Genomic DNA, 23,711 nt, shown 5'->3' on the forward strand with positions numbered 1-23,711 from the left:
ACATGATGTGCTTGCCGGCCTTGGCAGCCGCAATGGCGATCTCCGCATGCGTGCTGTTGGGTGTGCAGATGTCGACGATATCGATGTCCGGGCGCGAAACGACATCGCGCCAGTCGGTGGCGTATTCCGCAAAGCCATATTGTTTGGCAGCGTTCTGCGCCAATTCCTCGTCGATGTCGACGACCACCTTGCGCTCGATTTCAACAGGAGAACCGAACAGGATCGGCACGACGGCGGTCGCAATCGAGTGCGCCTTCCCCATGAAGCCCGTACCGATAAGCGCAACGTTCAACTTCTTCACCGCAAAAGCCTCCATATGGCCCGGAACGCGTCCCGCACCTGATCAAACCCAAGGACCGACATCTGTCCGGCCCGTCAAGAAACTGTAATGTTAACGTATACAACACGAGAAAATCTCAATGTCAACGATTACATTGGAAATGTGATGGGAAGAAACTTCAGGACGGCAGCTGCCAAGCGGGAAAACGCAAAAGTGCAGCACGCCAACCACTGCGCTGACGTTCCGCAAAGACTCAAGAAGTTCGCGATATCGGAAATTTACGCGGAGTCGCGCAGCTTGAGTTCGAAGGGCAAGATGATATTCGCCGCGTCCTCCGAGGGATCGCGCGGCTCGCAGACGAGGCTTGCGATCGCCGGCCCATAATCGAAGGCGGGAACCTTAACGGTGGAAAGCCAAGGCGCAAGCCACTCATTCAATCGGTTGTCGTCAAAGCCAAAGAGCGCTAGGTCGTAGGGAAATCGCATCTGCCGCTCGACTGCGGCACGGTGAACGCCATAGGCGATCATGTCATTTCCGCAGAACACGGAGAAGCGGGTTCGCTCCTGAGAGAACAATTCCCGACCCACTTCGTAGCCGCCTTCCATTGTGAAGGCCGTTTCGAAATGTCGCACGGTCGTCTGACGTCCGAGTCCGTCGAGAAATCCCTGAAGACGCTCGCTGCTTCCTGAAAATTCCCGCGGGCCGGAAATCGCGACGCAATTTTCGTATTCCCGTTCCCGGAAATAGCGCCCGACATCATGGCCGGCGGCATAGTTGTCGATGCCGACATAAGGCGCCGATACGCCCTCCGCCGGGCGCCGGTTGACGAAGATGAGATTATTCTGCCGTCCGGCCATCTCCCGCAGTTGCGGCGTGTCGATCGCGCCCTGAAGGATGATAGCCCTCGCCCGCAGCCCGAGAGCATCCGTCAGCAGGCGGTCCTGTTGTTTCGGGTCTTCAGCGGCATTCGCCAGAACCATCGACAATCCGTACTCTTTGAGAGCTCTTTCGACAGATGCCGCGACGTCTGCGGTAAAATGATTCGTTGCATCCGGAACGAGCATTACCACCACGCGGCTCCTGGAAAGCCGCAGGGAGCGCCCAATTTCCGAGGGTGTATAGCCGAGCGCTTCAGCGGCGTTGCGAACGCTTTCCAACGTGTCAGGCGCTATTGCGGCGGCCTTGCCGCTAAAATACCGCGAAACGGTTGCCGTCGACACGCCCGAAAGGCGCGCAACATCCCGTACAGTCGGTGGCTTCTTCATCTCTAAATTGCTCGTTCAACATCTGACAGTGCAACGGCAATGCGTATCAGCGTACCGTCTGGCCATTTGACCAGCTGGAACGCAGCCCGTCAACGATTGCAAACCGGTTTCGCACCGCTCAGCGCATCCGTCAGAGGAGAAGTCGTCTTGTTGTCGCGGGCAGTCGCCTCACCATAGACAAATCTGGATGTCCGGGTCTCGAAGGGCTGGAAACCGGCTGGGGGGCGCCCGTGCGCATCGATTGCTCGATTGCGATGAGAACTTTAAGATCCGCCAATCCCTCCTCGCCGTCCGGTTCCGGACGCGTTCCCGTGAGGATGCATTGTGAGAAATATTGGATCTGCCCGGCGAACTGGTCGTGAATGCCATAGGAGATGTTGTCGATATTGCGCTTCGTCTTCACGATGAGCCGCGAAGGGGTGTCGAAACGGAAACCGTTTTCCATGATCAATTCACCCTCGGTTCCAGCGATACGATAGGTGTCGACATCAAAAACGCCGAAACTACAGAAGAATTGTGCCAGCCGGTTTTGCGGGAAACGTAATGTGACGGCTATGCTGGCGTCGACTTCCGTGAAACGCTGGTCGTTGTGCGGTCTTGCTGCCATCGCAAACACTTCGACCGGCTCCGCCTCGAAGACGTGTCTGGCCGCATTGATGCAATAAATCCCAATGTCCTGAAGCGGCCCACCCCAGAACTCGCTCTTCAAACGATGATTGCCGGTCTCAGACTGAAAGCCGAACGACGCAGAAAAGGCGAGCGGCTCTCCGATCTTGCGGGCGCGGACAATATCGAGGGCTGTTAATGTCGCCGGTTCGTTGTGAAGCCTGTAACTCGTCATTAAAAGCACGTCGTTTCGTGCAGCTGCGTCAATCATCGCGATCGCCTCTTTCTCAGAAGTGGCGATCGGCTTTTCGACCATCACATGCTTGCCGGCGTTGGCGGCGCGCACGGCGAAGTCATGGTGGATGGGATTGGGCACCGCGATGTAAACGGCATCGACGACATCCTGCCGGAGCAGCGGGTCGAAGTCTCGATAGTCGCATACATGGTCGATACCGAAAAACGCCGCAAGTTGGGTCGCACCTTCCCGATTGCCGGAGATGATCGCAGTGACGCGAGAATTGCCCGTTTGCGGAACCGCAGGCAGGAATGCCTCCTGGGAGATCCATCCGGCCCCGACCACGGCATATCGTATTGGCGTCAGCATTTCGCACCTGTTGTTTAATCGGCAAATGTCAGCGATAGAGCGCCGGAGCTGCTTCCGGGACCATTCTTGCGTCAACGCCACTTGCCATGGCAGCAACGATGTCCTCAGCTATCTTCGTCGTCAAATAGCCGTCCCAGGCACTCGCCCCCTCTCCCGGAACCTGATCGCGTATGCTTTTGACCCAATGATCAAGCTGAGCAATGTAGGCGTTCCGAAAACGCGGAATCCAATTGTCGGGATAGGTGCCTCTCGCAAAACCGGCGACGTTTTCGGTTACCAGACGCGGCGTGATCGTCTGCAACGTCCCCTTCTGGCCGACAAGTTCCGCATGGACGTCGTAGCCATATCCGCAGTTCATGAACACTTCAGTTGAGACGAGTTCGCCCCTGTCGGTCTCCATCGTGATCAGCAGTGGATCGCCAGCGCCGATCGAGCGCACATGAGCAGAAACCATCTCGGAGCCGAGCAACCAGCGGCTCGCGTCGATTTCGTGGACGAAAGCGTTCGTCACCGACATCGGCCCGGCGAACCAGGTGGGCACAACCGGATTGCGGTGCACATTGTGCAGGATGACGGGCGAGCCGATCACGCCATCATCCTTCAGCCGCTTCATTTCGACATAGGCCGCATCGAAACGGCGCATGTAACCCACCTGAACCAGCCGGCGCGAAGCCTTGATCTCCGCTTCGACGACGCTCCGGGCTTCCGCGGCCGTCGTTGCCAGCGGCTTTTCGCAAAGCACCGGCTTGCCTTCTTCGATGCAGGCCAGGACGAGACCGGAATGGGTGGCGTCTGGCGCGGCGATGACAACAGCATCTGTCCGGTCGGAGCGGATAAGGTCAAGCGCATCCGCTGTCACCCACACGTCACCTGCGGCCTTCCGCGCGCGCGCCTCGTCAGCGTCGCAAACGGCGGATAGATGCGCTCCAGGCGTCGCTTCCTTCAAAATGCGGGCGTGCTCCGACCCCATGACGCCGGCGCCAATCACTCCAACGGCCAAACTCATCGCATACTCCTTCACGTGTTCGATATCTCTGGGAGGAAGCCCCGCGGGGCCAAAAGCGGACGACCCCTTTGACGGGTGCAATGTTAACGTTTACATTTTGGGGAAATCTCTGAGCAGCTGATGCCATTCGTGTCAGTCAATCAGATTCTGCACGGATGTCAACGATAACATTTCTCAGATGGAGCTGGATTATGTTTAGCCTACGCAGTTTGGAGGTCTTCTATTGGGCCGCCCATCTTCACAGCTTCTCACGGGCCGCGGAAAAACTGAACACCACGCAGCCGGGCGTCTCGCAACGGATAAGCGCGCTGGAAAATCTGGTCGGCGAGCCGCTCATCAACAGATCGAGCAAGCCGATCACGCTGACAAATGTCGGACGAGTTCTCTATGGCCACGCGGAAGTGGTGCTGCGACAAGTTTCCAGGATGGAGAAGGATCTCGCGCTTAACAAGAAAACTCAACGTCGCGTTCGGCTTGGCGTTTCTGAAACAATCGTGCAGACATGGCTCGCCACGTTTCTCGAACAATGTTCGCGTGAGTTTTCGAACATCGATTTCGACATCACCGTCGATGTGACGCCCCCTATGCTGCGGGCTTTACAAGAAGGCGAAATCGACATGGCCCTCGCGCTTGGGCCCTCTATCGTGGATGGTTTCACGCAGCGAAAGCTCAACGACTTCCCGCTGCATTTCTATGCGAAACCCGGGGTTCTCGAGGGTGAGGCACTCACCTACGCGAATGCTGCTGGCTTTCCGATACTGACCTATCCCCGAAACACCTATCCATATGAATATCTGCGTGACATGCTGTTTCGCAACACCGACCGGCCGCCGCGTATTTTCACTAATTCGTCGATCTCCACGATCGAAAAGATGGCGCTCGACGGCGTTGGCATCGCGCTCGTAGCAGAAGGTTCCTTGCGAGCCGATACGCAGAACCATGATCTCAAAAAGCTTTCGACCGACATCGTCCTGCCGCCGTTAAGCTTCTATGCATTTTACCCGCTTGGCGTCGGCGGAGATATCCTCGGCGAGCTTGCACGGATCGCTGAAGCGACTGCTGACAGCTACGCTCACGCGCGATGTCACGCGACGTGATGAGCAGTCATTCGTTTCCGTTATCCCAACTGATGCAATAATATAATTTCACATCAAGTGAGCGGCACGCTTCAATCCTGGCTCTAGCTGCCATCCTGGCAGGCAAGGTCAGCGTTGCCGGCAAGAGCGTCGCCGTCCTCCTGAGCGGAGGCAATGTGGATGCGGGCAAATTTGCAAACATCATCGGCGCTCAGGATTGAGGGACCCATCATGCTTGATTTGGAAAGTGCAAAGGGCAGGAACATCGCCCAAACCATCGAAGACTTCATGACGCTTGACCTGACCGGTGTCGGTCTGATCGGCAAGATCTACCAGGCGCTGCAGGCACGCCAACCGGGGCCTGCCTGCATGGCGGGCGCCAAGATCATTTGTGATCGCGTTCGCGAGCATCGCGGTCCCGTGATCATCGCGACCGGTTTTCCTGAAGGCGCGGGCGTACCCGAAACGGATGGCCCTGTTGGCGCAGCCCTATTGGCACGCGCCCTTTTTCTGGGCCTCGGCGTCGAAACGATAATCTTGACCGACAACGATTGGGTCGAGATGACCATCGGCACCTGCCGGGGCGCAGGTTTGGCCCCCCTTCCCTTTCCCGATGACGGCATCATCAAACCGGTCGACTTCGTCCGTCCGGTCTACATCCGCGCCGTACCAAAGGACGCAACTGGCTGCCAGACGATCACTGATGCGCTTCTCGACATCACCAAACCGTCGCTCGTCATCGCCATCGAACGGCCTGGCCGGAACGATCGCGGCTTGTACCACGGTCTCGGCGGCCGTCCTCTGGACGGCATGGTCGCCGATCTCGATCAGTTCTTCCTGCGTGCGAAAGCCGAAAAAATACCGTTTCTCGCGATCGGCGATGGCGGCAATGAACTCGGTATGGGCGTCATTGGCGAGGAACTTAAGAGCTTTTCTCCGAAGGCAAAGGACAGCGGTCATCCGGGGCGCGGAGGAGTTGCGGCTGCGACCGCCGCTGATCATCTGATCGTGTCAAACGTGTCCAACTGGGGCGCGACCGGTCTTATCGCCGCTCTCTCGGCGCTGCTTGAGAAACCCTCCATTTTTCATGATGGCGATCTCGAACGCAGATGCATCGAACAATGCGTCTCCTTCGGTGGCGTAGACGGCATGTTTATGGGACCAGAACCGGCGGTCGATGGCATCGCCGCGGCCGAATGGGCGGGACTGGTAACGACGTTTAGGAACACACTCGAGCGGCTGGCGGGCCGCGTGATTGGCTGGAAGGGCGACAGTGGCGATTGGCGTCAGCTGAAATAAACAGGTGGTCGATGCACGTCGCCGACAGGCGATCGGGCGAATGTATTCAACTGCGAGTTCTCTTGCGGGCGAGAGCCGCATGTTCCCTTCGGGATGACGATTAGCGTGTGAATTGAGAAGCTGAGTATAGCCGCTCTTAGCGGCTATACTTGATTGCCATTTCGTCCGGCGCAGCCGTACGTCTCAAGCTGCCCATAGGCGCCGACAGGATTGCGCGCGAGACGATGATGGCCTGTTCGGCTATCGCATCTAGGTCCGCGGCATCACCACTCCATTCGCTCCAATTGCTGCCGGCATCGAGCATTGACATGACCATGTTGATCCTGCCGCGATCAACCGCGTAGCCGATTGCGGCAGCGCTCGCCTGGAAAAGGTCGGCACAAAGATCAAGCCAATGATCGATCTCCCGTCGGAATTCCGTTTCCAAAAACCCGCCAGCCCGATCCATCCGCACCAAGAGATCCCAAAGGTCGCTTGCCGGGATGCTTATCTGGCACCGTGCGACAGCCGACACCAATACATCCCAAAATTGCTCGGGTTCGGAGGCCTTATCGATGGCCTCCAGGATACTGTATCCCCAGTTCGAGTAATGCCAACGGAGCGACTGAGCGACAATTTCACTGCGACCGCCGGGAAAATGGAAATAGATGCTTGCTGCCTTGACGTTTGCCTCCTTTGCGAGAGTTCGCATCGTGACGGCCGAATAACCTTCGATGCTCGCAAGCCTCAAGAAAACCTCGAGGATTCTCTTTCGTCCGGCGGTAAGTTCTGACCAGTCACAACCGTCCAGATGCCGTTTGAAGCGGTTCCGAGCCTCGCATAGTGATGTGGGGAGGGTCATCGAATTTCCAGTCCGGAGCGGCGACCACTTTTTCCAAGAGCAGAGATAGATATCGGTCTGCCCCCGAACTCTTGCACGACGACACCCTTTTCCATTCGCTTCATTCCCATCAGATCAAAATGGATCACGCGCAGCGGTCAGCCACCCTCCGTCCATGACATAATCGCTTCCGTGAACATAGTCTGCATCGTCGCTTCCCAGAAACGCAGCAAGCTTTGCGATCTCCTCCGGCTGGCACCAGCGTCTCGCAGGCACTTTGCTGATCGCGAGATCCATGTCGGGCGAGGCGGCATTATGCTCAGGCAATGCCAGAGGCGTTGCGGTTGCCCCCGGGCAAATGGAATTAACCCGGATTCCGCGCGCTCCATATTCAAACGTCAGCTGACGAGTGAGACCGATTACGCCATGCTTGGAGGCGGTATAGGCAGAACCACCTCCGGCCGCGCTAAAGCCCGACGTTGAAGAGGTGTTGATAATTGCTCCCTTCCCCTGCGTCAGCATCTGTGGAATGACTGCGCGGGCCATCAGAAACGGACCAGTCAGATTGACTGCCAAGACCCTGTTCCAGTCGGCGAGACTGACCTCGTGAGCCGTAGCATGACCATCAAGAATACCGGCATTATTGCATAGGAGATCGACGCGCCCCCAACGAGCGATGACCGCGTCTACGCCTCGCTTGGCGCTGTCTTGGTCGCTGACATCCACCTGAAGCGCAAATGCCATCGATGGATCGCTCAGCCTGTCGACCGTTTCTTTCGCGCGCTCCAAATTAATGTCCATTGCAGCCACCCGCGCACCTCGGGAGATGAATTCCCCGACCATGGCTCGCCCCATGCCGGATCCCGCTCCCGTGATGATGACAACCTTATTCACGTAGTCTTTCATGATATTGCTCTCAGCGTTGGAGATTTCAGATACGGTTAAGTGGCTCAGTTAAGTGCCGGCCTTGGCGATAGTTTTGGTGATCTCGTTGTTGACGATGGCTGCGGCTTCCATCTGCGGCATGTGGCCGGCCCCGGGGATGTTGACGAAGGTTGCGTTGGCGGGGATCTCGCCTTGCTGCGGCACCGGCACGATCTGGTCCTGGTCACCCCAGATCAGCGTCACCGGGCATGACAGGCCGCTCAGCGCTGCGCCGATCGATTGCTTCTGGCCGCCGTCGCCGGCAATTGCGTCCGCAATGGCCGAAAGCGCCTCCGGAACACCTTCCAGCCGCTTGAAGCGCAGCGTGCCTTCGACCATGTCGTTGGTGATCTTGGACGGATCGGCAAACAGCCGCTCCAGGACAGCCTGCAGCGGGCGCCGGCGCTCGGCGGCGATGAAGTCGGTAAGGAAGTCCCGGCTCATCTTCTTGCTCAGGCCAATCGGTGCGATCAGCGTCAATGATCCGATACGCGACGGCAGACGTGCCGCCAGAGCCGCAGCAATGGCGCCGCCGAAAGAATGCGCGACCAGATGGATCTTTCCGGAAGCAATCGGGGTGAGCGCCTCCTCGATCGCTATGGCAATCTCGTCAACGACATTGCTGCCCGCCACCGGCGAGGAGTCGCCGTGACCGGGAAGATCGACTGCGATCGTCCGCATCGTTTCGGCCAGCACCGGCTGGTTGAAGAGCCAGGTCGTCAGATCTCCGCCGAAGCCGTGCAGGAAGAGCACGGTGTCGTCGCTCGGCTCACCGGCTTCCAGCAGGTTCAGCCAACCGCCCGGGACCGTGACCTTGCGTGGGAGAGATAGCCCCCCCTCGCCGTCTTCGCCGCGGCCGATCCGATCGGCGTAGCTCTGGATGAAGGCGTCGATCTCGTCTTGCGTGGCGCTCTCGTCGGCAATCACGCCGGCCAGCGCACCGACCGGGGCCGTCGTGCCTTCGGCCAGAACAATCTGCCTCAGCGTACCGCTGGCGGAGGCTTCCAGCACATTCGTCACTTTCGTGGTCTCGATCTCCAGGATCTCCTGACCGCGCGCGACACTGCCCCCCTCGCCGATCATCCATTGGGTGATCTTGCCCTCGGTCATCGTCATTCCCCATTTGGGAATCGTGACTGCTTCGATAAGCGACATGGCATTTACCTCTTTACGATTGACTTGACGGCCTTGATGACCGCGTCCGGCGTCGGCACATAGGCGTCTTCAAGGTTGGGAGCATAAGGAACCGGCGTGTGCGGCGCCGTCACCAGCTTGATCGGCGCCTTGAGCGCGTCGAAGCACTGATCGGCAAGCAGGGCAGAGATATCGGCCGCCACACCACAACGCGGATTGCCTTCGTCGACGATAACGACGCGGCCGGTCTTTTCCGTCACTTCCACCAGCGTATCCTCGTCGAGCGGCGAGGTCGTGCGCGGATCGACGATACTGGCGGAGATGCCTTCGGCGGCAAGACTGCGTGCGGCGTCTTCGGCCACGCCGACCATCCGGCCGACGGCAATGATCACCACGTCCTTGCCGTCGCGCACCACGCGGGCTTCGCCGAACGGGATCGTATAGGAGGCGTCCGGCACTTCGCCGACCGTGTCGTAGAGCATCTTGTGCTCCAGGAAGATCACCGGGTCATCATCGCGGATGGCCTGCAGGAGCAGTCCCTTGGCGTCATAGGGATTGGACGGAATGACCACCTTGAGGCCGGGGATATGGGTGAAGATCGCATGCAGGGCCTGGGTATGCTGGGATCCGGAACGGCTGCCCGCCCCATAGGTCGCCCGGATGACGAGCGGCGTCTTGGCGCGGCCGCCGAACATGTAGCGGAACTTCGCCGCCTGGTTCATGATCTGATCGAGGCAGACGCCGGCAAAGTCGACGAACATGATCTCGGCGATCGGACGCAGGCCCGTCAGGGCGGCACCGGCGGCAGCTCCGATAAAGGCGGCTTCGCTGATCGGCGTGTCGCGCACCCGATCCGGACCGAAAGCTCCGAGCAGCCCGCGGGTCACCCCGAAGGGGCCGCCCCAGGCATCCTTCACGCCGTTCGCGCCGGCGCCGCCCGTCAGATCCTCGCCCATCATGATCACCCGCGGATCGCGCGCCATCTCCTGATGAAGTGCATCGTTGAGTGCCTGGCGGAATGATTTCTTGGCCATCTTTGCGGTCCTTACAGATATTTGACGTAGACGTCGGTCGTCAGGGCCGACAGCGGCGGGAACGGAGCTGCACGGGCAGCGGCCACGGCACGATCGATCTCGGCCTCCACCGTCTGGTCGACCGCATCGAGTTCGGCACCATCCAGCAGCGAGACTTCCTTCACATGCTTGCGGAAAATCCGGAGGCAGTCGCGATCCTGGCGCATCGCCGCCTTTTCCTCTGGCGTCCGGTAATTGTCGGGATCGCCGCTGTAATGGCCATAGTAACGCGGAACATGAATGTGCAGCATCGTCGGGCCGCCGCCGTTCCTGGCGCGCTCGATCGCTTCGCCTGCCGCGGCATAGACCTTGAAGACATCGGTGCCATCCACTTCGATCGACGGGATATCGTAGCTTTCGGCGCGCCGCGTGAAGCTGCCGGCCGAGACATGCTCGTTGGCCGTCGCCTCGCCAAAGCCGTTGTCCTCGATTGCAAAGACGATCGGCAGGTTCCAGATCTTCGCAAGGTTGAAGCTCTCGGACATGACGCCTTCATTCATCGCCCCGTCGCCGGCAAAGGCGACCGCCACCTGGCCGGTCCCGAGCAGCTTTGCGCTGAGCGCCGCTCCGCAGGTGATCGGTGCGCCGGCCGCAACGATCCCGTTCGCTCCAAGCATGCCCTTGCGCAGATCGGCAATGTGCTGCGATCCGCCCTTGCCGCCGCAGGTCCCTGTCGCCCGCCCGAACAGCTCGGCCATCATGCTGTCGATATCCACGCCCTTGGCGATCGAATGACCGTGGCCGCGATGGGTCGAGGAGATGTAGTCGTCCTCGCGAAGATGCAGGCAGATGCCGACCGCGCTCGCCTCTTGCCCGGCATAAAGATGAGTGTTGCCCGGAATGTCGCCGGTCGCCATCTCCTCCATCACCCGCTCTTCGAAGCGGCGGATCATCCGCATGCTCCGATAGACCGCAATCAGCTTGTCCTGCGAAAGTTGTAAACCCGACATGTTATCCTCCGGCAGATTCATCATCTCTTGTGGCGTCCGACTGCGGATGTCCGCCGACATCCGCAGTCCTGCTTGTCCAACCCGTCTTGGGAGAGGTGGACGCATTCAATGCTCCGTCGGCGCGTCAGGGAAAGAAACGCGTCAACGTGTCGGCGAGCGCCGCGGGTTGCTCTTCAGCCAAATAGTGGCCGCAGTGCTCGATTGCGGTGCCTGAGACGTCGGTTGCAATTTTCTGCAGTTGAGCCACGAGATCTGGCATCGAGCCTTGATCGGCACGAATTGCGAGAACCGGCATCTCGAGTTTGCCGCGACTGCTAAGTTCTTTATTCTGGTCCGCCGACTGAGAAATGGCGCGATAGTAAGCTAGCCCACCCATCAGGCCATTGTTGCGAAAAACCCGAAGATACTCGTTGAAATCGTCTTCGGAAAAATACGCCGGGCTCGCGGCTTTGCGCTGCAAAAACCATCTGAGGTAAACGTCCTCGCGGTCCCGGATAAGAGCCTCGGGCAGATCAGGGAGATTGTGAAAGCCCACGTGCCAAGTTCGCCACGCGGTGTCTGGGGACCACGGCAGTGTATCTGGCAGACTAATTCCAGGGATGCCGGTGTCGAGTATCGCGAGGCCACGGACGGTCTCGCCATAGGAAGCCGCATAAGGATAGGCGACCCACGCTCCGATATCATGAGCGGCCAAGTAATGGGTCTCGACTCCGAGCTTTCTGGTGAACTCCCGCATCAGACGCGCGATCGAAAGCGTATCGCATCCAAATAATGGTCGATCGGAATCGCCTTGCCCCGGCAGGTCAGGCGCAATGACGCGGTAGCGTTCGCCGAGTAGGGGCAGAATCTTCCGCCACGCATACCAGCTTTGCGGAAAGCCGGGAAAAAGGACGATCGTGTCTCCGTCTGCTCGTCCCCCTGAGACGTAGTGAATTCGAACACCTTCGACGGTCAGAAAGCCGCGACCGAAACCTTCAATTCCAGTGGAGCGCCAGTCCTGCATGTCCATTGTGAACCTCCCTATCGATTATCTAGCGATTAAGCCGCTGCCTTTGCGAGTCTGGCGCTGGTTCTCCATGTGGCGAATCCAACGACCAAGAGGCATGCAAAGAGGAGCAGCGAGAAGATTGCATTCACCGAGGGTGTGAAGCCGAAACGGAGCTGGTTGAACACCCAGATCGGAAGGGTTGGCGCACCACCCGACAAGAACAAGGTCACCATCACATCATCGGCAGATAGCGTGAGTCCGAGAAAGGCACCGGCGACAATCGTCCCGCGGATCATCGGAAACAGGACGTGGACGAAGCTCTGCCAACGATTGGCGCCAAGATCCAGGGAGGCTTCCATGAGGCTCGGATCGAGGCGTCGCAGCCGTACAAGCAACAGCAGCATCGTCACCGGCATAACGAAACTCATCTGCCCGATGACAATTCGCGCAACGCCAGAGGGAATCGAGAATATTTCTGTGCCAAGGACCATCTCAATCCCGAGCACGACGCCGGGTGTGGCGATTGGCAGTGCAAAGGCGAGTTCGAAAAAGCGAGCGCCCTTCAATCTGGCATAATGAATGATCAGCGCGAAAATGGTTCCCAGCATCACCGACATCGTCACGACACAGAGTGCCACGATCACCGATCGTCGGGCCGCTTCCAGCAACGACTGATCCTGGAGGAGTTCTTGATACCAATGAAGGGTAAGGCCTTGCAGCGGGAAGATCTGTAAATTGACGGAATTGAACGAAAACAGGACGATGATCGCGAGCGGTGCATAAAGGTAGACGATAGACGCGACGACGCCAACGCTCGCTAGGCGACGACCGGTGCCGCGCCGCGAAGAGTTGGTTTCGGGCAATGTGCCTTCGGCCTCTTCGCTGAGCATTACGCCCTTCGTCGGTAATATTGTGATTATCGTGCCGAGAAGGAGGGCTACGCTGATCATAAGCGCAACCGCAACTGCTGCGCCATATGGCCAGTTGTTGGCAAAGCCGAACTGAGTAGAGACGACGACACCGAGCGTCGTGCCGTCGATACCGCCAATCATCGCTGGCGTGACGAAATCGCCGACTGTCACGAGAAACGCCAGTGAAAAGCCGATGGCGAAGTTGCGACGGGTCAACGGCCAGATCAAGTGGAGAAATGTCTGGATTGGCGTCGCGCCGGAGTCTTGCGACGCTTCGATCAGATCACGGGGAATTTTCTCGAAAGCTCCCATTGTCGAAATGAAAATGAATGGGACGGAGATGTAGGCGAATACGATTACGACCGCGGCTGGACTATAAAGGAAGGCATCGGACGGCTGATCAAGAATACCGCTGGAGACCAGAGCTGCGTTGAGAACGCCCGACTGGCCAAGAATGATGCGCCAAGCAAAAATGCGCATCAGAAGGCTGATCCAGAGCGGCAGAACAACCAGCACGGTCAGCAGGGTCTTATAGCGCCTTGCCATCCGACCGACGTAAAAGGCCAGGGGAAAAGCGATCGCAGTTGCGAGAACGCAGCCAAGAAAGCTGAATGACAAGGTGCGCGTAAGCAAAACCCAAAAGCCGGCGGAGTTCCAGATCCGCGCATAGTTTATAAGCGATGGCTCAAGGAGGATGACCCCACCCGAAGCCTTGAGGAAGCTCGCGCCGATCAATAGCACGTTCGGCAAGACAACGATCAGGAGCAACCAGGCAAGGACCGGCACGCTTGCCAGATTGAAGCCGATCCTGAAGCCCAGCGGTGAAGCTTGCAAAGGTTTCGTGAGGGTGGGTGCGACATTATCAGTCATAGAACACCTGCGTATTCTGCAGATCAAAGTTGACCTGCACCGGCTGTCCGACTTCCAGCGATGAATTGTGAGCTGCAGGCACTAAGCCGATCACGTTTATCGCACCACAGCGAACGTTGACCTCGCAGCTCGTTCCCATGAACAAAACGTCTTCAACGGTTCCATGAAGCGTACCTGGAGATGGCGTAGCAACGTTTTCACTGAGCCGAACGGCCTCATAGCGGATTGCCATACGCGCCGCGCCGCAGCGTGAAGCAACGAGACCCGGCAGCGCCACATTCTCGACGTGCGCGACCGCACCATTTCCAGCGGCTTCAAATGTCACGGGGATGAGATTGGACCGGCCGACAAATCGGGAAACGAATTCATTGTTCGGCGCGAAATAGATCTCGCGCGGTGTCGCGAGCTGCGCGATCTTTCCTTCATTGAGCACGACCACGCGATCCGACATCGACAACGCTTCGCCCTGGTCGTGTGTCACATACATGAATGCGATACCGAGTTCCTTTTGCAGAGCCACGAGCGTGTGCTGCATCTGCTGACGAAGCCGCAGATCCAGCGCAGCGAGGGGTTCGTCGAGAAGCAGCAGCTTCGGCCTTGAGACGATTGATCTTGCCAAAGCCGCCCTTTGCCTCTGCCCCCCTGACAGCTGATGTGGAAGCCTGTCGGCAAACCCAGACATCTCGACGAGCGACAGAGCTTCCATCGCCGCAGCAGATCGGCCGGATTTCGCATCGCCGCGCATCCGTAGTGGGTATTCAACATTTTCCCGCACCGTGAGGTGCGGGAAAAGAGCGTAGCTTTGAAAGACAGTGCGTACGTCGCGCTTGAACGCAGGGACGCCGTTCATGGCATGCCCCGACATCGTAATCGCACCCCGGTCTGGATGCTCGAACCCTGCAACTGTTCGCAAGATGGTGGTCTTTCCAGAACCGCTCGGACCGAGAATTGAGAAGAATTCTCCGCTTCTTACGGAAAAGGAAACGTCGTCGAGCGCAGGCTTGTTTGCGCCGTCATAGGTTTTCGACACGCCTTCAAGCGAAAGCACCGTTGTCTGGGAGGTACCCATCTGTCGTCTCCGCGTTCGCGTATCGGCTCAAAGCGTACCAGCGAGGAAGTCATTCCAGATCTGGATGCGCCGCTCGACATCTTCTGGTTCTCGGAAAAACACCAGGTTGCTTTTGAACGCGGGATCCTCGGAATCGAGGATGTTCGTGTTCTTGAGCTCCTCTTCGGTGAGGCCGGCCTTGCGTGCCGCCTCTGGCGTCAGAACGCCGTTGCTGCCGGAGAATTTCATGAACCGCGCCTGCCACTCGACGGACATCGTGTCATTCAGGAACTTGTAGACGATATCCCGCTGTCCCTTGGGCGTGACATAAGTTCCCTCGATCCAGGAAGGGGTTCCCTCTTTCGGAAGCGAGTACTTCGCGTTCAGGCCCTTCTTTTTCAGCGTATTCACGACTGTGACGTTGTGGCAGTAACCGAGAAGCGCCTCGCCCGAAGCATAGACGTTTGCCGCATCGTCGAAGCCACGCGTGACGACGCGAACCTGCTGACGCAATTCGCGAAGTGCCTTCGTAACCGCGCCAAACTCGTCCTCGCTGAGTTTGAACGGATCCTTCGCCCCGACGTAGAGAGCGATCATCGGGATTGTGACGGTCGCGTCATCGAAGATGGTGACCTTTCCCTGATACTTCTTATCCCAAAGGGCGGCCCAGCTCGTCGGAGCTTCCTTGATAAGGTCAGCATTGTATTGAAGCGGCTGGGTACCCCAATGCAGCGGAATGCCCATCAGCGTACCATCGACCGAAAGCGGATCCTTCCAGTTCAGTCCGGGAAGAATGTTGGCGACATTGGGAACCTTCGATAGATCGAACGGGGCGATCTGGCCGGCCTTCTTGAGGCGGCCGGCTGTTGAGGCCTCTGAATAGACCACATCCGGCTTTACCGCACCGGACTGAAGCTGCGCAAAAACCTCGTCAAGCGAGGAAATGATGACCGGCTTGATCTTCGTGCCGTTTGCTTTCTCCCATTCGGTGATCCACTCCGGCTCGTCGTAACTTTCCCAAGTCAGAAGCGTGATCGGCTCCTCTTCCGCACGGGTGGCGGAGGCGAGGAAGGGGGTAAATAAACCTGCGGCGGCGAGCCCACTACCAATTTTCAAAACCTGGCGACGGCTGGCGGTAAAGCGTGTCGAATCTCTGGTCATGTTACGAGTTCCCTTTTTGTCATTGGTCCAGGGAGCCTTCAAATCTGGCCTAACTAACGACAGTTTGGTTCATGATCCAAATGTCGTTGCCGGCCATGTTTTGGGCCCAGCGAATATGAATGGGGATGCTTTTTGACTGCCGAACGTCCTCTCGTCCGGCAGGCGTTTGCTGACGGGCCTCCTACCGTTCAGCCTCATCATCCTCCCGCTCTTGCATCCGACGGTCAAATCGCAATTCACGATAACCTGTAATAAAGAATGCTGATCACTAGGCGGCACGCGGTCTAACGCCGGTTCGATAAAGAAAATCGATCACCGAACATTCAAATTCATAATTTGACGCCTGCGACTGACGAGCCAATAAAAACCGAGACATTGTTGATCGTCGAGGAAACAATTGGTGTTGCTATCTTCAAATAGCGCTGCGGAGCACCCGCCAGAAGCCATTCGTGCAGGTGCAAGATCCGGTACTATCAGCGGCCAGACCTCGGGAATGGCCAGAGGGTTTGCACAGGGCAATCTTGTCATCCTGCCAAGAGAATGGGCGAAGGATTTTTTGAATTTCTGCCTTGCAAATCCAAAACCCTGCCCGCTGTTGGCGGTGGGTAGACCGGGTGATCCGTCGCTACCTGGTGCCGGACGAGACATCGATATCCGTACCGACGTGCCGAGCTACCGGATCTTCCGCAACGGAAATTTGGTCGGTGAAGTGGAGAACATTACAAGTGTCTGGCAGGACGACTTCGTATCTTTCCTGATCGGATGCTCATTCTCGTTTGAATGGGCGCTGCTGGGTGCCGGTCTTAACGTCCGCCACATTGAACTCGGCACAAACGTGCCGATGTATAAGACCGATATCCAATGCGTATCGGCAGGGCGCTTTTCGGGCCAGTATGTCGCGTCGATGCGTCCGATGAAGCCTGCGGAGGCCATTCGCGCAATCGAGATTACCTCTCGGATGCCGCAGGTTCACGGTGCGCCGGTTCATTTCGGTGATCCGTCAGCGATCGGAATCGCAGACATAGCCAGTCCTGATTACGGCGATCCGGTACCAATCAGAGAAGGAGAGGTCCCAGTCTTCTGGGCGTGCGGTGTCACGCCGCAGGTGGCCCTGGCTAACGCAAAGCCACCGATCGCGATCACCCACTCACCCGGATGCATGCTGCTCACCGATATCCCCGACGATGATCTAATCACTGGAAAGTTTCGTTTTTCTGCACCAGATTTGTGACAGCGCAATCGGCTCGCCTCACGGGCGCGCCTGCCCGTGGACACGAAGGATCTGTTATCGTCCTGTGCTCTCCGCGCCGGCGCACCGCACTGGGGGAACGGCATGATTGATCTTCGTACCTTGGAGACTTTTTACTTTGTCGCACAGACCGGCGGTTTTAACCGTGCCGCAGAGAAGCTCCACACCACGCAACCGGCGGTCTCGGCACGAATAGCCCAGCTTGAGCAGGATCTGAATGTCAGGCTATTCGATCGCAACAAGCACGGCAGTCATCTGACGGCCAAAGGGCGTGACCTTTTACGATATGTCGAGCAAATGATCGCGCTGCGCGTGGAGCTTGTCTCGGCGATCGCTGGCGATAGCGCCCTGCGCGGCAATTTGCATCTTGGCGTTTCCGACACCATTGTTCACACGTGGCTACCCGAACTTCTAAAGCGGCTCAGCGCCGAATATCCTGGAATAACGCTGGCGATCGACGTCGACGCTTCGGCGGGCCTCGCCGATGCACTGCTCAATAATGCGATCGATGTGGCGCTGTTGATGGGCCCGATCACTGCCGGGCACGTGACGAACATTCATCTTTGCAGCTACCCGCTGGACTTCGTCGTCCGTTCAGACTTTCCCGAGATTGGCGCCAGCATGAGCCTTAGAAAGCTCGCCGAATATCCAATCATCACTTTCGCCCGCCACACACGACCCCACTCGGAACTGAAAGAAATCTTTCGCAGGGCCGGTGTCACAGGTGTCCGTCTATTCGCGAACTCATCACTGTCATCGATTATTCGCATGGCGCTCGATGGCCTGGGAATTGCAGCAATTCCAAAGGAAGTTGCGCTCGAACACCTTGAGAGTGGCCGTCTGCGCCTGCTGGCCCATGAAGAGACATTGCCCGTCCTGTCATTCACAGCAAGCTTCATCCCTCGCCCGGATATGCCACTGAGCGGTGTGGTTGCCAAACTTGCACAGGCAGTGGCGAACAACGGCGCTGTTGGAAGCAAGCACGTTGCCCGCTAGAAGCTGGCCGGCGATGCCGCCGGCCAGCCGAGCCACGTATCAGGAAATTCGGCTATATTTCTCAAGCACGACCGATTTGAACAGATGGCCATGCTTGGCGCCGAAGGCTTTCATCGCGTCCGTGTTGTTGTGGACATCGAGCGCCTTCTCATCGTCCCAGATCTCGTAGAATAGGAACTCGCCCGGCCGATCATTCGACTGGTGGAGATCATACTGGACGAAGCCAGGCTCTGTTTTTGCGACGGGAACGAGCGTCTGCAGCGCGTCCCTCACCGCATCTTCTCTACCTTCATGAGCGACGATGGTCGCCACCACAACAAGTTTGTTCTTCATTTTGACCTCCAGATCACTGAATCTCAATGGATACGTGGCACTTGATCGAATTTGCGATGAAGCATCCCTTGTGCGCCCGATCGTGGAGGCGCCGGAGCGTCTCGCGATCGGGTTGCTTTTCGCCGCCGAAGCTCGCCCTGGGACGCAGAGCGATGTCGGAGACCCACATGCCGCCCTCGGGGCTCTTCGACACCCTTCCGGAAGCCTCGTCCTGATAAGCGGTCACTGCATAGCCGCTGCCTTCGCATATGGCGAGGAAGTACAGCATATGGCAGCTCGCCAAGGCGTTCACCAGCAATTGTTCCGGATCTGCCAGAGACGCGTTACCGAGATATTCGGCGGCGGCAGAGACTGGAATGGTAACCGTCGGGCTGATGATCGCCTTGTGGTCACGGCTGTACGTTTTCTTTTGTTGTTCGTGTGGGACGGCTTCCCACTCAAGTCGAACGATATGTTCTGACATCCTTGTCACCCTTTAACCCGATCTTGCGCCGTGAAGGTCGCAGACATGTTTCCCCTAGCCGAGAGCCGCCAGCATTGCTTCGGCGATCGCGAGATCGTCATCTACCGGACCGCCTGAAACGCCCACGGCGCCGACGACCTTGCCGTCGCGAGTGATCGGCAGGCCGCCGCCGAAGACCACGAACGGTCGCGCGCCGACCGATTCCAGGCCATAAAGCGGAGCATTCGGCTGAACCGCCTCCATCCATTGACCGGAAGGCGAGCGCAGAGCAAGCGAAGTCCAGGCCTTGTTTTGAGCAATCTGCACCGTTGAAAGTGCGGCGTCGTCGACCCGTAGAAAAGCGAGAAGGTTGCCGCCGAGATCGACGATTGCCAGGGACGAGGGCTGTTTGATCTCCCTGACTTTCGCAGCGCCCGCGGCAATGGCATTCAAGGCTTCTTCATGCGTGATAATTCTGACCATCGTGGTTCCTCGGTCTGAGCCTATTGGAAAGCAATGTTGTGTGCTGCTGTCTGGCGAAGAGACCGACCGCAGCACGCTGGTTCATGCTTAATTGTAGATCCCCCCATCCACGTTGATCGCCTGCGCGGTCACATAGGAGGACTCATCGGATGCCAGGAACACGAACAGGGGAGCGACTTCGTCGGGCCGCGCCTGCCGGCCGAGCGGAATGACCAGGGGAACAAGTGCTTCCTGCTTTTCGCGCCCGCCGATGAAGTCGATGACCGGCTGGTTGAAAGGCGTGTCGATCCAGCCCGGGCATACGGCATTGACGCGAATGCCGTCGCGCGCCAGCTCAATCGCCAGCGTGGTGGTCAGACCGATCACCGCGGCCTTGGACGATGAATAGGCGAGAAGACCGGCAGCACCGCGCTTGCCTGCGAGGGACGACATCAGCACCACGGAAGCCTTGCCGGACTTCCGAAGCTCCTGCACGGACTCGCGAACAAAGATGAAATTCGCCCTGACATTGATCGCGAAGACCTTGTCCCAGTCGCCGGTGCTGAAATCCTCCAACCTGCCGGAAAGCTGGATGCCGGCGTTGAGGCATAGCGTATCGATGCCCTTCATCCATTCGGCCGCTTGAGAGATCGCCGCCTTGATCTCGGATTCCTGCGTGAGATCGGCACGTATGAACTTCACCGCACTGCCGAACCGCTTCTCGACGGCCGCACCCCGCTCGGCGTCGATATCCACGACGCTGACGGTGGCCCCTTCCGCAATGAACTGCTCAAGGATCGCAAGGCCGATGTTTGCGACCCCACCGGTGAGCAAAACCCGTTTTCCTGAAAGACGCCCTGACATCGCATTTCCTTTCCTGTTGCTCGATAATGGCCGATTGCGCTTGCGGCCTTTAGGCCCCGGCCTTGGCGATAGTTTTGGTGATCTCGTTGTTGACGATGGCTGCGGCTTCCATCTGCGGCATGTGGCCGGCCCCGGGGATGTTGACGAAGGTTGCGTTGGCGGGGATCTCGCCTTGCTGCGGCACCGGCACGATCTGGTCCTGGTCACCCCAGATCAGCGTCACCGGGCATGACAGGCCGCTCAGCGCTGCGCCGATCGATTGCTTCTGGCCGCCGTCGCCGGCAATTGCGTCCGCAATGGCCGAAAGCGCCTCCGGAACACCTTCCAGCCGCTTGAAGCGCAGCGTGCCTTCGACCATGTCGTTGGTGATCTTGGACGGATCGGCAAACAGCCGCTCCAGGACAGCCTGCAGCGGGCGCCGGCGCTCGGCGGCGATGAAGTCGGTAAGGAAGTCCCGGCTCATCTTCTTGCTCAGGCCAATCGGTGCGATCAGCGTCAATGATCCGATACGCGACGGCAGACGTGCCGCCAGAGCCGCAGCAATGGCGCCGCCGAAAGAATGCGCGACCAGATGGATCTTTCCGGAAGCAATCGGGGTGAGCGCCTCCTCGATCGCTATGGCAATCTCGTCAACGACATTGCTGCCCGCCACCGGCGAGGAGTCGCCGTGACCGGGAAGATCGACTGCGATCGTCCGCATCGTTTCGGCCAGCACCGGCTGGTTGAAGAGCCAGGTCGTCAGATCTCCGCCGAAGCCGTGCAGGAAGAGCACGGTGTCGTCGCTCGGCTCACCGGCTTCCAGCAGGTTCAGCCAACCGCCCGGGACCGTGACCTTGCGTGGGAGAGATAGCCCCCCCTCGCCGTCTTCGCCGCGGCCGATCCGATCGGCGTAGCTCTGGATGAAGGCGTCGATCTCGTCTTGCGTGGCGCTCTCGTCGGCAATCACGCCGGCCAGCGCACCGACCGGGGCCGTCGTGCCTTCGGCCAGAACAATCTGCCTCAGCGTACCGCTGGCGGAGGCTTCCAGCACATTCGTCACTTTCGTGGTCTCGATCTCCAGGATCTCCTGACCGCGCGCGACACTGCCCCCCTCGCCGATCATCCATTGGGTGATCTTGCCCTCGGTCATCGTCATTCCCCATTTGGGAATCGTGACTGCTTCGATAAGCGACATGGCATTTACCTCTTTACGATTGACTTGACGGCCTTGATGACCGCGTCCGGCGTCGGCACATAGGCGTCTTCAAGGTTGGGAGCATAAGGAACCGGCGTGTGCGGCGCCGTCACCAGCTTGATCGGCGCCTTGAGCGCGTCGAAGCACTGATCGGCAAGCAGGGCAGAGATATCGGCCGCCACACCACAACGCGGATTGCCTTCGTCGACGATAACGACGCGGCCGGTCTTTTCCGTCACTTCCACCAGCGTATCCTCGTCGAGCGGCGAGGTCGTGCGCGGATCGACGATACTGGCGGAGATGCCTTCGGCGGCAAGACTGCGTGCGGCGTCTTCGGCCACGCCGACCATCCGGCCGACGGCAATGATCACCACGTCCTTGCCGTCGCGCACCACGCGGGCTTCGCCGAACGGGATCGTATAGGAGGCGTCCGGCACTTCGCCGACCGTGTCGTAGAGCATCTTGTGCTCCAGGAAGATCACCGGGTCATCATCGCGGATGGCCTGCAGGAGCAGTCCCTTGGCGTCATAGGGATTGGACGGAATGACCACCTTGAGGCCGGGGATATGGGTGAAGATCGCATGCAGGGCCTGGGTATGCTGGGATCCGGAACGGCTGCCCGCCCCATAGGTCGCCCGGATGACGAGCGGCGTCTTGGCGCGGCCGCCGAACATGTAGCGGAACTTCGCCGCCTGGTTCATGATCTGATCGAGGCAGACGCCGGCAAAGTCGACGAACATGATCTCGGCGATCGGACGCAGGCCCGTCAGGGCGGCACCGGCGGCAGCTCCGATAAAGGCGGCTTCGCTGATCGGCGTGTCGCGCACCCGATCCGGACCGAAAGCTCCGAGCAGCCCGCGGGTCACCCCGAAGGGGCCGCCCCAGGCATCCTTCACGCCGTTCGCGCCGGCGCCGCCCGTCAGATCCTCGCCCATCATGATCACCCGCGGATCGCGCGCCATCTCCTGATGAAGTGCATCGTTGAGTGCCTGGCGGAATGATTTCTTGGCCATCTTTGCGGTCCTTACAGATATTTGACGTAGACGTCGGTCGTCAGGGCCGACAGCGGCGGGAACGGAGCTGCACGGGCAGCGGCCACGGCACGATCGATCTCGGCCTCCACCGTCTGGTCGACCGCATCGAGTTCGGCACCATCCAGCAGCGAGACTTCCTTCACATGCTTGCGGAAAATCCGGAGGCAGTCGCGATCCTGGCGCATCGCCGCCTTTTCCTCTGGCGTCCGGTAATTGTCGGGATCGCCGCTGTAATGGCCATAGTAACGCGGAACATGAATGTGCAGCATCGTCGGGCCGCCGCCGTTCCTGGCGCGCTCGATCGCTTCGCCTGCCGCGGCATAGACCTTGAAGACATCGGTGCCATCCACTTCGATCGACGGGATATCGTAGCTTTCGGCGCGCCGCGTGAAGCTGCCGGCCGAGACATGCTCGTTGGCCGTCGCCTCGCCAAAGCCGTTGTCCTCGATTGCAAAGACGATCGGCAGGTTCCAGATCTTCGCAAGGTTGAAGCTCTCGGACATGACGCCTTCATTCATCGCCCCGTCGCCGGCAAAGGCGACCGCCACCTGGCCGGTCCCGAGCAGCTTTGCGCTGAGCGCCGCTCCGCAGGTGATCGGTGCGCCGGCCGCAACGATCCCGTTCGCTCCAAGCATGCCCTTGCGCAGATCGGCAATGTGCTGCGATCCGCCCTTGCCGCCGCAGGTCCCTGTCGCCCGCCCGAACAGCTCGGCCATCATGCTGTCGATATCCACGCCCTTGGCGATCGAATGACCGTGGCCGCGATGGGTCGAGGAGATGTAGTCGTCCTCGCGAAGATGCAGGCAGATGCCGACCGCGCTCGCCTCCTCGCCCGCATAAAGATGAGTGTTGCCGGGGATGTCGCCGGTCGCCATCTCCTCCATCACCCGCTCTTCGAAGCGGCGGATCATCCGCATGCTCCGATAGACCGCAATCAGCTTGTCCTGCGAAAGTTGTAAACCCGACATGTTATCCTCTTGAACTTTGATGCGACCTGACGGAGGCGAAATACCTAGCCGTTTAAGTTCCCCTTGCCTGTCTTGAACGTCTGTATTGATCGATGACGACGGCGAGGACGATGATGGCTCCCTTGATGATCTCCTGGTAATAGGATCCGATCTTGAGGAAGGTGAATCCGGAGG

At 58.9% G+C, this 23,711-nt stretch carries 24 protein-coding genes and 1 pseudogene; 4 read left to right on the forward strand and 21 right to left on the reverse strand.

From position 1 onward, the window contains the following. The 4 genes from ATY77_RS17675 to ATY77_RS17690 all read right to left on the reverse strand — a co-directional run. Positions 1–301: Gfo/Idh/MocA family oxidoreductase (locus tag ATY77_RS17675; RefSeq protein ID WP_190237654.1), on the reverse strand; the 301-nt coding region annotated here is incomplete at its 3' end. A 257-nt stretch (positions 302–558) separates the two neighbouring features. Beyond that, entirely contained in the window at positions 559–1,545 is a 987-nt protein-coding gene (locus ATY77_RS17680; RefSeq protein WP_088688377.1) for a LacI family DNA-binding transcriptional regulator, read from the reverse strand. A gap of 130 nt (positions 1,546–1,675) precedes the next feature. Then, positions 1,676–2,755: a Gfo/Idh/MocA family oxidoreductase gene (locus ATY77_RS17685; RefSeq protein ID WP_088688378.1), complete on the reverse strand. Its 1,080-nt coding sequence runs from the start codon at positions 2,753–2,755 to the stop codon at positions 1,676–1,678. A gap of 28 nt (positions 2,756–2,783) precedes the next feature. Continuing rightward, the gene (locus tag ATY77_RS17690) at positions 2,784–3,761 is read right to left on the reverse strand and encodes a Gfo/Idh/MocA family oxidoreductase (RefSeq protein WP_088688379.1); all 978 of its coding nucleotides are present in this window, start codon (positions 3,759–3,761) and stop codon (positions 2,784–2,786) included. Between the two features lie 191 nt (positions 3,762–3,952). Between ATY77_RS17690 and ATY77_RS17695 the strand changes: the two genes are divergently transcribed. Further along, entirely contained in the window at positions 3,953–4,858 is a 906-nt protein-coding gene (locus tag ATY77_RS17695) for a LysR family transcriptional regulator (RefSeq protein WP_088688380.1), read from the forward strand. Between the two features lie 210 nt (positions 4,859–5,068). After that, positions 5,069–6,136, forward strand: a complete 1,068-nt coding sequence (locus tag ATY77_RS17700) for a glutamate cyclase domain-containing protein (RefSeq protein WP_088676329.1) — start codon at positions 5,069–5,071, stop codon at positions 6,134–6,136. A gap of 136 nt (positions 6,137–6,272) precedes the next feature. On the opposite strand, the gene ATY77_RS17705 is transcribed toward ATY77_RS17700, so the two are convergent. The 9 genes from ATY77_RS17705 to ATY77_RS17745 all read right to left on the reverse strand — a co-directional run bounded on the left by ATY77_RS17705 (position 6,273) and on the right by ATY77_RS17745 (position 16,015). Beyond that, a complete protein-coding gene (locus tag ATY77_RS17705; RefSeq protein ID WP_088688381.1) occupies positions 6,273–6,977 on the reverse strand; it encodes a TetR/AcrR family transcriptional regulator in 705 nt (234 codons plus the stop codon). Positions 6,978–7,091: 114 nt separating this feature from the next. Further along, positions 7,092–7,862, reverse strand: a complete 771-nt coding sequence (locus ATY77_RS17710; protein WP_088688382.1) for a glucose 1-dehydrogenase — start codon at positions 7,860–7,862, stop codon at positions 7,092–7,094. A gap of 48 nt (positions 7,863–7,910) precedes the next feature. Beyond that, entirely contained in the window at positions 7,911–9,035 is a 1,125-nt protein-coding gene (locus ATY77_RS17715) for an acetoin dehydrogenase dihydrolipoyllysine-residue acetyltransferase subunit (RefSeq protein ID WP_088688383.1), read from the reverse strand. A 5-nt stretch (positions 9,036–9,040) separates the two neighbouring features. Continuing rightward, positions 9,041–10,048: an alpha-ketoacid dehydrogenase subunit beta gene (locus ATY77_RS17720; RefSeq protein ID WP_088688384.1), complete on the reverse strand. Its 1,008-nt coding sequence runs from the start codon at positions 10,046–10,048 to the stop codon at positions 9,041–9,043. Between the two features lie 11 nt (positions 10,049–10,059). Beyond that, positions 10,060–11,037 (reverse strand): thiamine pyrophosphate-dependent dehydrogenase E1 component subunit alpha, encoded by a 978-nt coding sequence (locus ATY77_RS17725; RefSeq protein ID WP_020919864.1) that lies wholly within the window; start codon positions 11,035–11,037, stop codon positions 10,060–10,062. A 124-nt stretch (positions 11,038–11,161) separates the two neighbouring features. After that, positions 11,162–12,046 carry an alpha/beta hydrolase gene (locus tag ATY77_RS17730; protein ID WP_088688385.1) on the reverse strand — a complete coding sequence of 295 codons (885 nt, stop codon included), beginning with the start codon at positions 12,044–12,046 and terminating at the stop codon, positions 11,162–11,164. A gap of 29 nt (positions 12,047–12,075) precedes the next feature. Then, entirely contained in the window at positions 12,076–13,806 is a 1,731-nt protein-coding gene (locus ATY77_RS17735; RefSeq protein ID WP_088688386.1) for an ABC transporter permease subunit, read from the reverse strand. Beyond that, the gene (locus ATY77_RS17740) at positions 13,799–14,875 is read right to left on the reverse strand and encodes an ABC transporter ATP-binding protein (protein ID WP_088688387.1); all 1,077 of its coding nucleotides are present in this window, start codon (positions 14,873–14,875) and stop codon (positions 13,799–13,801) included. The genes ATY77_RS17735 and ATY77_RS17740 overlap by 8 nt, the downstream gene beginning before the upstream one ends. Before the next feature lie 27 nt (positions 14,876–14,902). Further along, positions 14,903–16,015, reverse strand: coding sequence for an extracellular solute-binding protein (locus ATY77_RS17745; RefSeq protein WP_088688388.1), 1,113 nt, complete (start codon positions 16,013–16,015; stop codon positions 14,903–14,905). 400 nt (positions 16,016–16,415) lie between these two features. On the opposite strand from ATY77_RS17745, the gene ATY77_RS17750 reads away from it, so the two are divergent. Continuing rightward, the gene (locus tag ATY77_RS17750; protein WP_088688393.1) at positions 16,416–17,246 is read left to right on the forward strand and encodes a putative hydro-lyase; all 831 of its coding nucleotides are present in this window, start codon (positions 16,416–16,418) and stop codon (positions 17,244–17,246) included. A 102-nt stretch (positions 17,247–17,348) separates the two neighbouring features. Continuing rightward, positions 17,349–18,260 carry a LysR family transcriptional regulator gene (locus tag ATY77_RS17755; protein ID WP_037115117.1) on the forward strand — a complete coding sequence of 304 codons (912 nt, stop codon included), beginning with the start codon at positions 17,349–17,351 and terminating at the stop codon, positions 18,258–18,260. 39 nt (positions 18,261–18,299) lie between these two features. Here the strand turns inward: ATY77_RS17755 and ATY77_RS17760 are convergent, their stop codons facing one another. The 8 genes and pseudogenes from ATY77_RS17760 to ATY77_RS33205 all read right to left on the reverse strand — a co-directional run. Further along, entirely contained in the window at positions 18,300–18,593 is a 294-nt protein-coding gene (locus ATY77_RS17760) for a putative quinol monooxygenase (protein ID WP_088688389.1), read from the reverse strand. 13 nt (positions 18,594–18,606) lie between these two features. Then, positions 18,607–19,056, reverse strand: coding sequence for an OsmC family protein (locus tag ATY77_RS17765; RefSeq protein WP_088688390.1), 450 nt, complete (start codon positions 19,054–19,056; stop codon positions 18,607–18,609). Positions 19,057–19,110: 54 nt separating this feature from the next. Continuing rightward, positions 19,111–19,518, reverse strand: coding sequence for a heme-binding protein (locus tag ATY77_RS17770; RefSeq protein ID WP_004673727.1), 408 nt, complete (start codon positions 19,516–19,518; stop codon positions 19,111–19,113). 87 nt (positions 19,519–19,605) lie between these two features. Beyond that, complete coding sequence (locus ATY77_RS17775) at positions 19,606–20,361, reverse strand: SDR family NAD(P)-dependent oxidoreductase (protein WP_088676322.1); 756 nt, start codon at positions 20,359–20,361, stop codon at positions 19,606–19,608. Between the two features lie 49 nt (positions 20,362–20,410). Continuing rightward, the gene (locus ATY77_RS17780) at positions 20,411–21,535 is read right to left on the reverse strand and encodes an acetoin dehydrogenase dihydrolipoyllysine-residue acetyltransferase subunit (RefSeq protein ID WP_088688391.1); all 1,125 of its coding nucleotides are present in this window, start codon (positions 21,533–21,535) and stop codon (positions 20,411–20,413) included. Between the two features lie 5 nt (positions 21,536–21,540). Further along, positions 21,541–22,548, reverse strand: a complete 1,008-nt coding sequence (locus tag ATY77_RS17785) for an alpha-ketoacid dehydrogenase subunit beta (RefSeq protein ID WP_088688384.1) — start codon at positions 22,546–22,548, stop codon at positions 21,541–21,543. An 11-nt stretch (positions 22,549–22,559) separates the two neighbouring features. Continuing rightward, positions 22,560–23,537 (reverse strand): thiamine pyrophosphate-dependent dehydrogenase E1 component subunit alpha, encoded by a 978-nt coding sequence (locus ATY77_RS17790; protein ID WP_088688392.1) that lies wholly within the window; start codon positions 23,535–23,537, stop codon positions 22,560–22,562. Positions 23,538–23,589: 52 nt separating this feature from the next. Then, a pseudogene (locus ATY77_RS33205) lies at positions 23,590–23,711 on the reverse strand (ABC transporter permease); the annotation flags it as partial.

The organism is Rhizobium sp. R634 (genome assembly GCF_002211305.1).
In the GTDB taxonomy this organism is placed as follows: Bacteria; Pseudomonadota; Alphaproteobacteria; order Rhizobiales; family Rhizobiaceae; genus Rhizobium.

Bases quoted from the DNA above. Each gene is read 5' to 3' on its own strand.
- ATY77_RS17680 (WP_088688377.1), bottom strand. From the start codon at position 1,545: ATGAAGAAGCCACCGACTGTACGGGATGTTGCGCGCCTTTCGGGCGTG.
- ATY77_RS17685 (WP_088688378.1), bottom strand. From the start codon at position 2,755: ATGCTGACGCCAATACGATATGCCGTGGTCGGGGCCGGATGGATCTCC.
- ATY77_RS17690 (WP_088688379.1), bottom strand. From the start codon at position 3,761: ATGAGTTTGGCCGTTGGAGTGATTGGCGCCGGCGTCATGGGGTCGGAG.
- ATY77_RS17695 (WP_088688380.1), top strand. From the start codon at position 3,953: ATGTTTAGCCTACGCAGTTTGGAGGTCTTCTATTGGGCCGCCCATCTT.
- ATY77_RS17700 (WP_088676329.1), top strand. From the start codon at position 5,069: ATGCTTGATTTGGAAAGTGCAAAGGGCAGGAACATCGCCCAAACCATC.
- ATY77_RS17705 (WP_088688381.1), bottom strand. From the start codon at position 6,977: ATGACCCTCCCCACATCACTATGCGAGGCTCGGAACCGCTTCAAACGG.
- ATY77_RS17710 (WP_088688382.1), bottom strand. From the start codon at position 7,862: ATGAAAGACTACGTGAATAAGGTTGTCATCATCACGGGAGCGGGATCC.
- ATY77_RS17715 (WP_088688383.1), bottom strand. From the start codon at position 9,035: ATGTCGCTTATCGAAGCAGTCACGATTCCCAAATGGGGAATGACGATG.
- ATY77_RS17720 (WP_088688384.1), bottom strand. From the start codon at position 10,048: ATGGCCAAGAAATCATTCCGCCAGGCACTCAACGATGCACTTCATCAG.
- ATY77_RS17725 (WP_020919864.1), bottom strand. From the start codon at position 11,037: ATGTCGGGTTTACAACTTTCGCAGGACAAGCTGATTGCGGTCTATCGG.
- ATY77_RS17730 (WP_088688385.1), bottom strand. From the start codon at position 12,046: ATGGACATGCAGGACTGGCGCTCCACTGGAATTGAAGGTTTCGGTCGC.
- ATY77_RS17735 (WP_088688386.1), bottom strand. From the start codon at position 13,806: ATGACTGATAATGTCGCACCCACCCTCACGAAACCTTTGCAAGCTTCA.
- ATY77_RS17740 (WP_088688387.1), bottom strand. From the start codon at position 14,875: ATGGGTACCTCCCAGACAACGGTGCTTTCGCTTGAAGGCGTGTCGAAA.
- ATY77_RS17745 (WP_088688388.1), bottom strand. From the start codon at position 16,015: ATGACCAGAGATTCGACACGCTTTACCGCCAGCCGTCGCCAGGTTTTG.
- ATY77_RS17755 (WP_037115117.1), top strand. From the start codon at position 17,349: ATGATTGATCTTCGTACCTTGGAGACTTTTTACTTTGTCGCACAGACC.
- ATY77_RS17760 (WP_088688389.1), bottom strand. From the start codon at position 18,593: ATGAAGAACAAACTTGTTGTGGTGGCGACCATCGTCGCTCATGAAGGT.
- ATY77_RS17765 (WP_088688390.1), bottom strand. From the start codon at position 19,056: ATGTCAGAACATATCGTTCGACTTGAGTGGGAAGCCGTCCCACACGAA.
- ATY77_RS17770 (WP_004673727.1), bottom strand. From the start codon at position 19,518: ATGGTCAGAATTATCACGCATGAAGAAGCCTTGAATGCCATTGCCGCG.
- ATY77_RS17775 (WP_088676322.1), bottom strand. From the start codon at position 20,361: ATGTCAGGGCGTCTTTCAGGAAAACGGGTTTTGCTCACCGGTGGGGTC.
- ATY77_RS17780 (WP_088688391.1), bottom strand. From the start codon at position 21,535: ATGTCGCTTATCGAAGCAGTCACGATTCCCAAATGGGGAATGACGATG.
- ATY77_RS17785 (WP_088688384.1), bottom strand. From the start codon at position 22,548: ATGGCCAAGAAATCATTCCGCCAGGCACTCAACGATGCACTTCATCAG.
- ATY77_RS17790 (WP_088688392.1), bottom strand. From the start codon at position 23,537: ATGTCGGGTTTACAACTTTCGCAGGACAAGCTGATTGCGGTCTATCGG.